Raw genomic sequence first — 12,363 nt, forward strand, 5'->3', positions numbered from 1 at the left:
GTCGGCAGTTCACAGTTTTCAGTTGGCAGGGTGCTTACTGCCAACTGAGAACTGCCAACTGTTTTACTCATTTTTCATCCTCGAAAAAGGGAAGCCATTGCAGCCGGTTTTGGGATGCTTGCGGTCGGCTTTGGCCATGGCTTCGGCGGCGATATCGGTTGGTGCATCGTAGGCCGTCAGGCAATAGCCCCATTTCCATGGCGACATGTTTTTGAATTCCATAAAATCTATACGGGTGTACAGGCCGCCATCGCCAGGGTTGCCATCGCCGTTGCGGGCAACCAGGTATTGCTCCTTTAGGTTCCATTTGATGATACGGAACTTGCTTTTGGGCAACTGAAACCATAGCGTATCGTTTATTTCGTACTTAATGCCGTAATCATCTTTGAATTTCCCTTGCATAAACTCCGGGATGGTATCGTTACGGTGAGTGGTTTTACCGGTAACGCCCGCTACCGATAACAGGCATACGAACAACAATAATTTCTTCATGCGGTAAAGATAGGCGGATTTGTTTTGAAGTTTCGGCCTTGGTATAAAAACAAAAAACCCGGCTTTTGACCGGGTTTTCCTATTAAATCACTTATTCTAATTATTGTATTTCGAAAACGTTGCTGAAGCTGCCGCCGTTAGGGTAGTAGCCGGTGATGATGAGCCTTCCATTTTTAAGGTTGGTGATTACATCGTCCATATCGCCCACGCTGTTGATAGGCTGTTTGTTGATAGAAGTAATAACCGAGCCAACAGGGATTTCGGTATCGTCGAAGATGCCGCCTGCGCGTACCTGCGTTACCATTACGCCCTGATTTACATGGAATTTATTCTTCTGAGCCTGGGTTAATGGTTGGAAGCTTGCGCCCAACTTGTTGAACAATTCTGAAGCTGTTTTAGAATTGGCGGCAGTTTTGTTTGTTACTGCTTCTGCCTTAAGTGTTACGTCGAAGCTTTTCTCGGTACCGTTGCGCAATACGGTGATGTTGATTTTATCGCCCGGCTGCAAACGTGCAACGCGCTCCTGCAAGTCAGATGATTCGTAAACAACGTTGCCTTCAACTTTGATAATGATGTCGCCTGGTTTTATACCGGCTGCTTCCGCACCGCCGCCTTCAACTAACGAGTTTACGTAAAGGCCGTTGGTTTTGTCGGTTTTTAATCCTTGCGCAGCTTCAGGGTCGCTCAAATCTGCAAAGCTGATGCCGATGTAACCACGTTTAACCGAGCCATATTTCTTGATATCGTTCAAAACTTTCTTCGCCAAATTCACAGGGATAGCAAAGCCATAACCTTCGTAAGAACCGGTATGAGACGCAATAGCTGCGTTGATGCCGATAAGCTCGCCGGCAGTATTTACCAAAGCACCACCGCTGTTACCGGGGTTGATGGCCGCATCTGTTTGGATGAACGATTCGATGCCTTTACGCAAAGTTGGCGACTGCTGGTTAACCGGGCCGAATGGGTTCGAATCCTGGTCGTCATCATCATCTTTACCGATGATGTTGATGCTGCGGCCTTTTGCGCTTACAATACCGGCAGTAACGGTAGACGTTAATTTAAAAGGGTTGCCTACGGCCAATACCCATTCGCCTACGCGCACAGCATCCGAGTTGCCCAATTTTACGATGGGCAGGTTGGTGGCGTTTATTTTAATGAGGGCAAGGTCGGTGTTAGGGTCAGTACCTATTACTTTCGCGTCAAACTGGCGGTGATCGTTGGTAGTGATGGTGATTTTATCGGCTTTAGCTACCACGTGGTTATTGGTAACAATGTAGCCATCCGGCGAAATGATAACGCCCGAGCCTGATGCCATCTGAGGCCCCTGCGGGCGCATGCGCTGACCGAACATTTGGCCGAACATCTGCTCGAACTGGTCCTGGCTGCCGCCGCTTTTTGCCGAGTAGGTGGTGCGTATGTAAACTACGGCAGGCGTAACGTCTGCAGCAGCCTGCGTAAAATCAACCGAGCCGGCCGATGATACCGCGGGGGCATTTGGCTTATTGCTGGCGAAATAAACTTTTTGTTTGTCCTCAAAACTAACGCCCTGGTCGTATTTGTTCTCTGCGTATTTGTAAACGCCTAAAGCTAAGGCACCGCCGGCAAAGGCGGTTACTAATGTTAAAAGATATTTTTTCATATTTTTATCCTATTTCTCTTTTATGTTTATCGGTATAACAACCGCAAATCAAATTTAATACCATATAGACGATATAAACAATGGTAAGTTATGTGCAATTTTGTTAAAAATTGTTAAATAAAAAATAACAATGCCCGATAGTTGTTGGTTTAGGTTAGCATTACCCGGCTGATGGCACTTTAATTCGATTACGACGTGAATATACAGTTTTATAAATACCAGGGAGCAGGCAACGATTTTATATTGATAGACAACCGGGAAGGGGTTGTAAATCAGCTAAGTAAGGATGTGGTTGCGAAATTGTGCGACCGTCGTTTCGGAATCGGTGGCGATGGCCTTATGCTGCTGGAGAACCTGCCCGGATATGATTTTAAGATGGTATATTATAACGCCGACGGCAACGAGGGCAGCATGTGCGGCAACGGCGGCCGCTGTATCGTAGCATTTGCCAAACACCTCGGCATTATATACGATGTGACAAATTTTCTGGCGACGGATGGTCCGCATTATGCCAAAATTTCAGAAGAGGGAAATTGGGTGAGCCTACAGATGATAGATGTGGCCAACATCAGTAAAGATGGCGAAGCGTATGTGCTCAACACCGGCTCGCCACATTATGTAAAACAGGCTGCCGACCTGGCTATAAAAGATGTTTATAACGATGGTTACGCCATCCGAAATAACGCTACCTACAAAGCCGATGGCATCAACGTAAACTTTGTAGAAAAAGACGGCGAAGGGTATTTCGTGCGCACCTTTGAGCGTGGCGTGGAAAACGAGACCTACGCCTGCGGAACAGGCGTTACTGCGGTTGCGCTGGCCATGGCTAAGCACAACGGGCAGTTCGGCACCATAAGCACGCCCATAAAAGTATTGGGCGGCAATCTCAATATCCGCTTTGATAACGACGGCGAGAAATTTAGCAATATATTTTTAGAAGGGCCTGCGGAGTTGGTGTTTGAGGGGGAGATAGAGGTATAGCTGTCGACCCGACTAACCACATCGTCATTGCGAGGAACGAAGCAATCTCCCGATTAGCAGAGCGACCTGCAAAGTGGCCCGTCCAACGTAGAGATTGCTTCGTGCCTGGCAATGACGCGATTTTAATGTCGTGTTAATAAAATCTCCTTAGAAAATTTTTCCTTTTCGGTTTTTTAGTTTACGTTTGAATTTTTTGTTGATGTAGCTTTCATTAATTTTTTACCTATCAAATTAATGTTACGCGTAGACAGCAGCAAACCGTGCCAAATTATTTATGCCATTGCCCGGCACGATTACCTGTCGTACGTGATAGAACCGCACATTGTGCAGCTTAACCCCAACGGTGAATTTTCCCTTACCCACCAGCGCCTGTTCAGCAATACTGCCGTTGAATTCAGTCATTGCATTGATGATACCGACCGCAAGCTCATCAAGATACTGGAGGATATGGAGCAGGGGAACGTTATCAAAAGGTTCTATAAAAAACCCATCCGCCCATTCGAGTATTTCGCCAAAATATTCAACGACCAGATTTTTGAGGTTATCCGCCCGAAAATAGAAAAGAAGATAGTAGAGGCTCTGGGCCTGATAGGCGGCACCAATAAACAGCTATACCTGATGAGCAAGGAGGGCTATCCCGCCGGGCGCAAGGTGCATATTGCGGCGGAGGCGGCTTCGGTGCTGTTCCATTTCCGCAGGAATGAGGAGGAGATCCGCTACTTCCCTACCATTAAATACCAGGGGATGCGCATCGAGTTTATGTTTAAGGATGCCGAAGTTATTTGCAACCACCCCGCCTGGATGCTCCTGGATGATACCTTGTATTACTTCGATAAGGAGATAGAGGGCAAGAAATTGCAGCCTTTTTTAAACAAACGGTTCATATCCATACCTAAATCTTCCGAGCAATCATACTTCGAAAAATTTGTTGCCCCGCTGATAGAGAAGCACAACGTTTATGCCGAGGGCTTCACCATCAATACCGAGAAGTATGATGCGGCGGCTTTCTTGAAGCCCATATACGTAGAGGGCGGCACCTCGCAACTGCAGCTCTACTTTAAATACGCGGGTTATATTTTCCCCTATGGCGATGGGCGACATATTTCGGTACGGATGGAGCGCAATGGCGACGATTACCTCTTCCACCGCATCAAGCGATCTGTTGCCTGGGAAAAAGGCAAACTGGCGCAACTGGAAGCCATGGGCTTAACCATCACTTCGTCTCTGTTCCAAAATCTGGAGGTGGCGCATGCCGACGACGATACCGACAGGGCTTTCCCGGTTTTTGAGTGGCTGAACCAGCATCACGATGAACTGCTAGAAAAAGGCTTTGAGCTGGAGCAGCCCGAAGGCCAGAAACGCTACGTTTTCGGCACCACTAAGATAGATCTTGAAGTAAAAGAGAACAACGATTGGTTCGATATCAACGCGGTGGTCATCTTCGGCCCTTACCGAATACCATTTATCCAGCTGAAGAACCACATCCTCAACCATAAAAAAGAATTCATACTGCCCTCTGGTGAGATTGCGGTAATACCCGAGCAATGGTTTTCGCAATACGGCAACCTGCTGCACTTTTCTGAGGGCGGCGACCAGCTGAAGCTGCGCCGTCATCACCTGGGCCTGGTAAGCGATCTGGAGGGTGAAATGGCCGAAACCGCTATGGGCCGTAAATTGCAAAAGCTAAGCAATTACGAGGAGACCGCCGATGTGCCCATGCCGTTGAACTTTGCGGGCAGCCTGAGGCCCTACCAAAAGGCTGGCTACAACTGGTTCCATTTTTTAAAGGAGTACCACTTTGGTGGCTGCCTGGCCGATGATATGGGTTTGGGCAAAACCATCCAAACGCTGGCATTGCTGCAAAAGCATAAAGAGGATACTGAGGCCGGAGGCAGCAAAGCCACCTCGCTGGTTATTATGCCAACCTCGTTGATATACAACTGGCTTAACGAGGCTAAGAAATTTGCCCCACAGCTGCGGCTAATGGTGCACACCGGGGCCTTCCGCTATAAGTCGGCCGAGGTGTTTGCCAATTACGATGTTGTCATTACCACCTATGGCATCAGCCGGATAGACATCGAGATGTTTAAGGGTTATTACTTCGATTATGTGATATTAGACGAGAGCCAGAACATCAAAAACCCATCGTCCAAATCGTTCCAGGCGGTGAGGCAATTGAAATCGCGCTTCAAATTGATTTTGAGCGGTACGCCGGTTGAAAATTCCGTTAATGATTTGTGGACGCAGATGAGCTTCATCAACCCCGGGTTACTGGGCGCGCAGATCTATTTCCAGAATGAATTCGTAACGCCGATAGAGAAAAAAAAGGACGAGGAAAAGGCGCGCAAGCTACAGGCCATCATCAAACCATTCGTATTGCGCCGCACCAAGGAGCAGGTAGCTACCGAGCTGCCGCCGAAAACCGAGAACCTTTTCTACTGCCAGATGAGCGAGGAGCAGGCGGAAGTGTACGACAAGGTAAAATCTGAATACCGCAACGAATTGCTGCGCAGCATTGAAGACGGCACCTACGCCAAAACACAGATGCAGGTTTTACAAGGCTTGATAAAACTGCGCCAGATAGCCAACCACCCGCTGATGATAGATAAGGATTACGAGGGCGATTCGGGCAAGTTCGAGAACGTGGTGCATACGCTGGCCAATGTGTTGGATGGCGGGCATAAGGTGCTTATCTTCTCGCAATTCGTAAAGCAGCTCAACATCTACCGCGAGCACATGGAGCAGCAAAACATTCCGTATGTGTACCTGGATGGTAGCACCCAAAACCGCGGCGATGTGGTGAAACAGTTTCAGGAAGATGTCAAGACAAGGGTGTTCCTGATATCGATAAAAGCAGGCGGCGTAGGCCTTAACCTTACCGAAGCCGATTACGTCTTCATCCTCGACCCATGGTGGAACCCAGCCGTTGAGCAGCAGGCCATAGACCGTACCCACCGCATTGGCCAAACCAAAAACGTGTTCATCTACAAATTCATCACAAAAGATACCGTGGAAGAGAAGATACTGGCCCTGCAGCAGCGCAAGCTAAGCGTTGCCCGGTCGCTCATCACCACCGAGGAAAGTTTCATCAAATCGCTTACCGCGGAGGATATCAGGGAGATATTGGGGTAGGGGTTAGTGGGTGGGGACACCAGAATAAAAAACCGTCATCTTGAACTTGTTTCAAGACCCCACCATAAAAGTGACCACTATGCAAGGCCGCTAGCATACGCCATACCTGCCGTGTGGGGTACCGAAACAAGTTCGGCATGACGTGGTAGGATAAAGGCCCCCCAAACAAATCCTTCCCCCATTTTGTATAAGCAAATGTATTATTTCGGCTATCCGCCGTATAATTTGCAGGCGGGCTCAAAGCTTGCTGATGCTTTTCGTAACATTGCATAAATTTTTATTGTTGACAGCTACCGCCAAGAAAATCCTTTCCTACCTGCTTAAGGCAGCCATTCTGGCATTGGCTTTTTATGTTATTTACCATAAATTCCTCAACAAAAACTCCGATATCAGGCAATTTGAGGATTTGATTGCACGCATCAGCCGCACGCAGGTGGTGGTAACGCTATCCGCAGTGGTGTTTTTGATGTTCCTCAACTGGTTTCTGGAGAGCCTTAAGTGGCAGTATCTTTCTAAGCGGCTTGTAGCCATTTCGGTTTGGGAAGCAGTGGAAGCCGTTTTTTGCGGGCTCACCTGGGCTATATTTACGCCCAACCGTATCGGCGAGTTTGGTGGGCGCGTAATGTTTTTGCCCAACCGCAAGCGCATCCATGGGGTGTTTGCTATGGCGGTGGGCGCATTCGCGCAAAACGTTATCACCAATGTGGCGGGCGTATTGGCCTCGCTGTGGTTCGCCTATGAATTTTTCCACCTCAACATATGGGTGTATTTGGGTATTGTGGGTTTGTCGCTTGCGTTTTTGGCTTTGCTGCTGGTGTGCTATTTCAACATTGCCTGGCTGGTAACGCTGCTGGATAAGATAAAATTCCTGCAGAAATACCACCGCTTTTTTGATATCATGGGCCGCTACAACGGTAAGGAGCTGCGCTCGGTTATCGCTTACAGCCTGGCCCGTTTCGCGGTGTTCTCGTTCCAATATTACCTGGTTATCCATTTATTGCTGCCTGCATTGCCATTTATGCCCATGATGCTTACCGTTGTGGTGTTCATATTTATCCAGTCGGCCCTGCCCTCGTTGGATCTGCTGGATATCGGCGTGCGCAGCTTTACCGCCATGCACTTGTTTTTGTATATTACCAACCAGCAAATAGCTATCATTGCAGCGGTATCATCTATCTGGCTTATTAACTTAATCATACCGGCAATTATAGGGTCGGTATTCGTACTAAAACTCAAATTCTTTGATCGCACATAGCATCGTTTCCCTTTTTTTAACCGGCCTTTACCTGCTGGTACTTGCTTACCTTATTAAAGGATGGGCCGCCCTTAAACGCCCCGATACAAATGGTGCAAGTTTTACTACAAAGGTAACCATACTCATTGCCGCACGTAACGAGGAAGAACGCATCCACTACACTATAGAAGATATCATAGCGCAGGATTACCCCCGGCACCTGGTAGAAGTGATTATAGTTGACGACCACTCTACCGACTGCACCGCCGAAATCATCGGCAACTATGCGGCGCACGGCATCAAACTGATGCAGCTGAAGGCCGATAAGCCGCTCAATTCCTATAAAAAGAAAGCCATTGCCGAAGCTATCGCCCAATCTACCGGGGAGCTGATGGTAGCCACTGATGCCGATTGCCGCATGGGGCCGGCTTGGCTAAGTAGTGTAGTGGCTTATTACGAAACGCATAACCCGGTAATGATATCCTCGCCTGTAACTTATTTTGAGGAGAAGACATTGTTCGAGTTGCTGCAAACGCTCGAATTTTCATACCTCATCGGTATCGGTGCGGCTTTTATTGGCAATGGCAGGGCATCAACTTGTAATGGTGCTAACCTGGCCTACCGCAAAGATGTTTTCAACGAGGTGGGCGGCTTTAAAGGCATAGATGATCTGGCATCGGGCGATGACGAATTGCTGCTGCAAAAAGTGGCGGTGAAATATCCCGACCGAATAGGCTTTTTAAAGAACCGCGATGCTATTGTTTACACCCATGCCAAGCACACCCTGCAGGAGTTTCTGCAGCAACGCCGCCGCTGGGCATCAAAATCTACCAAATACAAGGATAAATGGATAGTGGCACTGGCGGTTTGCATCTGGCTGTTCAACCTCAGCTTGCTGGTAAATGCGGGCTTAAGCTTTTATGACGTATTTTTCCTGAAGCTTTTGGGCGTGCAGATTTTGCTTAAATATATTTTCGAGGCGGCATTTTTGCTACCCATTACCACATTTTTTAAGCGCGCCAACCTGGTTGGGCTGCTTATTATACTCATACCCATACATGTAGTTTACTTTGTTTACGTGGGCCTTATTGGCAATACACGCAAGTACGCATGGAAGGGCCGCGTGGTGCGATAACATCATTAGCACAAAAAACAAACAAATCCTGTTTAGAATAAATTATTCATTATTTTAGGCTGCCTATTATAATAATGCAACACAACCAGGATAACTCCGGAGAAGACGAACTAATCAGGCTGCTGCTAAAGCGGCAGTCGGAGTTGAACGCGTTATTGGAGATAACGCGGGCGATCAATAAAAACACGTCCACGCCGGTATTGATACAAATGCTGGAGGTGATATTGCAGAACTACCTTCAGATAGGCAAATTCCGTTTCCTTATCGCAAAAGACAACGTTTACACTTGTATATCTAAATACGGCGGGCAAATAGAATCGCCCGGCGTATTGAATGGCACCTGGGCTCACCTCAGCAAAATAAAATCGCCATCGGCCTTACACCACCATGCCAACCCGGTGCTGAGCAATTACGAATACTTTATACCTATATACCATAAAAACAAGGCCCTGGCATACGCGCTCATCGGCGAGTTCAACACCACGGGCGAAATGCTCAACAACGACCTTACTTTTATCCAAACCCTCATCAACGTAATTGTGGTGGCACTGGAGAATAAGAAGCTTTTCCGCGAACGGCTGCAGGCCGAACGTTTCCAGCGCGAGATGGAACTGGCCGCAGAGGTGCAAAATATGCTGGTGCCCCTGCGGGTTTATAAAGAAGTAGGGGTAGAAGTTGGTGCCAAATATCTGCCGCACCAAAACATCGGCGGCGATTATTTCGACTTTTTCCGCCTTAACGAGGATGAGTTTTTATGGTGCATTGCCGATGTATCTGGCAAGGGTATCTCGGCCGCCTTGCTTATGGCCAACTTCCAGGCAAACCTGCAGGGCCTTGCTGCCATAGAAGACGACCTTACCACCCTGGTAGAGCGGCTGAATAAGTTGGTTATCCATAATACCAAAGGCGAGCGTTTCATCACCCTGTTCCTGGCCCGGTTCAACCAAAAAACCCGCAAGCTTAATTATATCAACGCCGGCCACAACCCCACTATTTTGTATTGCAATGGCGGCGCAGTGCCCTTGCGGCTGGGCACAACCATGATAGGGGCGTTCGACGAATTGCCCTTTTTAAATGAAGGCGAGATAGATATAGAGCCCGATAGCCTGTTTTTTAATTACACCGATGGCCTGATGGACCACGAACTGCAAAGCGAAAAGAGCTGGAGCGAAGAAGACCTGCTGGATTTTGTGTTGGCCAATGGTACCCTAACGCCCGATTGTTTCAACGATGCTGTACTCAACCACATCAACACCGTAATAAAAGGCAAACCCATTGATGATATTACCCTGCTTACGGTAAGGATATCTTAAATCAGATATGCAAATTTCAGATGTGCGGGTGTGCAGATTACTCTTGCGTCATTATGATGGTATTTTTCTAATATCGAACACCGAATGCCCAACATCGAATAATGAAGGAAGAAGAAAAAGGGGAAAACTTCGGAGTTGGATATTCGAAATTCATTATTCGATATTAAACTCACCATCCCGCCAATCAAAAACTCCCCCTTCAGGGGGTTGGGGGGCTGGCCACTATCCTAATCTCTTTTGGGTAATAATTATTGATGCGGTTAGGCAGCAACTTTGCCCAGCCTAAGGCAAGCCCTTCGTATTCCATCAGGCTCCAGCCCTTTTCATTTATGGCAATATCAATATTATCCCGGCGCAGGTATTGTATGGCCTTGTCTTTATTTAGGGCGGTAGTTAGTACGGCATCCTTATTAATAAGCAGGCTTAGGGCAAGTTCATGGTCGGGTATCAAATCACGGCCGGCCAGTTTACCAATCCGCACGCCCGACTTTTTGATGTAAAGCTGCTTATGCAGCAGGTTAAGACTGGCCTGGTGTTCGCGATTAATGGCCAGCCAGTCATCGGCCACTTTAAAGTAGTAGAAGTTATCCGGCTGGTTTACATAGCTGCGCACAATATCCAGTTCGGCGGCTGCCAGTTTCTGCTGCGCGTTGTTTTTATAATTGCTGGCACCACCGGTACTTTCCTTTTTGCGCAGGCAGGCGGCAAATAAACCTTCGCCCAATACCCGGCCAGGGTAAAAACGGTAGCCCCATGCTTTTTGCAAAGGCGATTCGGTTTCTACTATCCCCCACTCCTTATATATAGGTATGCGGATGCTCTCCATATCAAATTGCTCGCACAACCAATCCAGGATATCCTCATTCTCCTGGTGCGAATAGCTGCAGGTACTATATATAAGGTAGCCATCCTCTTTTATGGCGGGGTATATGTCGGCCAGTATACGCTCCTGCCGCTGGTGGCAAAGGTTTACGTTGCCCTCGCTCCACTCGTTCATGGCGGCGGGGTCTTTACGGAACATGCCCGAGCCCGAGCAAGGCGCATCAACCAGTACTACATCAAAAAACCCTTTAAGCACGGTAAAGTCGCGCGGGTCGTTATTGGTAGCGATGGTATTGGCGGTACCCCAGCGGCTAAGGTTATCCGTTAATATAGGTACGCGTGGTTTAATGATTTCGTTCGCCACGAGCAGGTCGGAACTATTTAAGGCCGAATTAAGCAGCGTACTTTTGCCGCCGGGGGCAGCGCATAGGTCCAATACCTTAATAGCATCTTCCTTTTCGGGGCGGATGCTTTTCAGGATATGATCTATAAACATAGAGGACGCCTCCTGTACATAGTAAGCGCCTGCGTGGAACAATGGGTCGAAAGTAAAGGAGGGGCGGGTATCCAGGTAATGGCCCTCTGAGCACCATGGCACTTGTTCGCCCGTTTTAATGCCCGCAGGCTTAAATGGATTCAGCCGGATAGAAGTAATTGAGCTGCCGTTTTGGTGCGCATCAATAAAAGTTGCCTTATCATAGCCGGGTTCGGCGTTCAGTTGCTCCAGAAAATGTGGTGGGAAAGTGCTTGCGTCCATATGTATTTCAAACTTACGGAAAAAAAACCGCGCCTATTTGGTGTTTTTGGGCAGAATTGCATAGGGCCGACGCGCCGTATTGTGCGTTTCCGGCACGAGTGACAAGGTCGCAGGATGATCTAATACCGGCACATAGGTGTTGCCACGTACAATGATAGCCTTCCTTTGCAATTAACTTACAATGAGTTACAGCATTGTTTTAATTATTTGAAATTTCTTTTGGACGGAGAGGCACTTTCTCCTTACATTTGTATCCGCTCAAACGAAAGGGGCGTTGTTTTTTGAACATCAGGCAGATAGAAAAAAGTTAAAGAAAAGTGATTATTTCACTTGACAAGAACCAAAATAATCTGCACCTTTGCAGCCCGCAAACGAGGTAACGCTCGCCGGGAAGTACAATGAAAAGCAAGCTTGAAAAAATAAAATAATAAAGTTTGCAAAATTCAAAAGGTTTTCTACCTTTGCAGTCCCAAAACGAGGGAGCGGAAATTAGAAATAAGGGAAGCAAAAAGCGTTAAAAAGTTGAGAGCAATTCTTAACTAACAAAATATTGAAGGCAACATCATCTTAGGATGAAAAAGCATATAGGATGTCTGCGACAGACATTCCGAACAAGTTCTTAAAAGAGATAGAAAATGAAATTATGCAGCGTAACGGCCGGAGGGTTGTTAAGCTGAGGAAAAGAAGCTTGAGATTGATAGAGGGATAATGTAAGAGAATATTTTTTTTTTACAGATTTCTATTGATTGAGTTTAATAGGGTCTGGATCAATAACAACACATTATACAATGGAGAGTTTGATCCTGGCTCAGGATGAACGCTAGCGGCAGGCCTAATACATGCAAGTCGGACGGGATT

General features: G+C 47.4%; 8 protein-coding genes and 1 rRNA gene. 6 read left to right on the plus strand and 3 right to left on the minus strand.

Annotated features, from left to right (window positions below; translation table 11 throughout):
* Positions 1-63: 63 nt before the first annotated feature.
* Together AC1DXC_RS26710 and AC1DXC_RS26715 are read right to left on the minus strand one after the other, a co-directional pair.
* Positions 64-492 carry a hypothetical protein gene (locus AC1DXC_RS26710; protein WP_477462236.1) on the minus strand — a complete coding sequence of 143 codons (429 nt, stop codon included), beginning with the start codon at positions 490-492 and terminating at the stop codon, positions 64-66.
* A gap of 100 nt (positions 493-592) precedes the next feature.
* Positions 593-2,131 (minus strand): Do family serine endopeptidase, encoded by a 1,539-nt coding sequence (locus AC1DXC_RS26715; protein WP_477462237.1) that lies wholly within the window; start codon positions 2,129-2,131, stop codon positions 593-595.
* 195 nt (positions 2,132-2,326) lie between these two features.
* Between AC1DXC_RS26715 and dapF the strand changes: the two genes are divergently transcribed.
* The 5 genes from dapF to AC1DXC_RS26740 all read left to right on the plus strand — a co-directional run bounded on the left by dapF (position 2,327) and on the right by AC1DXC_RS26740 (position 9,926).
* Positions 2,327-3,112, plus strand: coding sequence for a diaminopimelate epimerase (dapF, locus tag AC1DXC_RS26720; RefSeq protein WP_477462238.1), 786 nt, complete (start codon positions 2,327-2,329; stop codon positions 3,110-3,112).
* 234 nt (positions 3,113-3,346) lie between these two features.
* Complete coding sequence (locus AC1DXC_RS26725) at positions 3,347-6,244, plus strand: DEAD/DEAH box helicase (protein ID WP_477462239.1); 2,898 nt, start codon at positions 3,347-3,349, stop codon at positions 6,242-6,244.
* 283 nt (positions 6,245-6,527) lie between these two features.
* Positions 6,528-7,499 carry a lysylphosphatidylglycerol synthase domain-containing protein gene (locus AC1DXC_RS26730; RefSeq protein ID WP_477462240.1) on the plus strand — a complete coding sequence of 324 codons (972 nt, stop codon included), beginning with the start codon at positions 6,528-6,530 and terminating at the stop codon, positions 7,497-7,499.
* Entirely contained in the window at positions 7,486-8,613 is a 1,128-nt protein-coding gene (locus tag AC1DXC_RS26735; protein ID WP_477462241.1) for a glycosyltransferase family 2 protein, read from the plus strand. Before AC1DXC_RS26730 ends, AC1DXC_RS26735 begins: the two co-directional genes overlap by 14 nt.
* Before the next feature lie 74 nt (positions 8,614-8,687).
* Entirely contained in the window at positions 8,688-9,926 is a 1,239-nt protein-coding gene (locus AC1DXC_RS26740; protein ID WP_477462242.1) for a PP2C family protein-serine/threonine phosphatase, read from the plus strand.
* A gap of 199 nt (positions 9,927-10,125) precedes the next feature.
* On the opposite strand, the gene AC1DXC_RS26745 is transcribed toward AC1DXC_RS26740, so the two are convergent.
* Positions 10,126-11,505 (minus strand): methyltransferase RsmF C-terminal domain-like protein, encoded by a 1,380-nt coding sequence (locus AC1DXC_RS26745; RefSeq protein ID WP_477462243.1) that lies wholly within the window; start codon positions 11,503-11,505, stop codon positions 10,126-10,128.
* Between the two features lie 785 nt (positions 11,506-12,290).
* Between AC1DXC_RS26745 and AC1DXC_RS26750 the strand changes: the two genes are divergently transcribed.
* Positions 12,291-12,363, plus strand: a 16S ribosomal RNA gene (locus tag AC1DXC_RS26750); the annotation flags it as partial.

This window comes from Mucilaginibacter sp. P2_D11 (genome assembly GCF_056404435.1).

Excerpts from the sequence above, each read along its gene's own strand:
- AC1DXC_RS26745 (WP_477462243.1), bottom strand. The coding sequence starts at position 11,505 with ATGGACGCAAGCACTTTCCCACCACATTTTCTGGAGCAACTGAACGCC.
- AC1DXC_RS26725 (WP_477462239.1), top strand. The coding sequence starts at position 3,347 with ATGTTACGCGTAGACAGCAGCAAACCGTGCCAAATTATTTATGCCATT.
- AC1DXC_RS26740 (WP_477462242.1), top strand. The coding sequence starts at position 8,688 with ATGCAACACAACCAGGATAACTCCGGAGAAGACGAACTAATCAGGCTG.
- AC1DXC_RS26710 (WP_477462236.1), bottom strand. The coding sequence starts at position 492 with ATGAAGAAATTATTGTTGTTCGTATGCCTGTTATCGGTAGCGGGCGTT.
- AC1DXC_RS26715 (WP_477462237.1), bottom strand. The coding sequence starts at position 2,131 with ATGAAAAAATATCTTTTAACATTAGTAACCGCCTTTGCCGGCGGTGCC.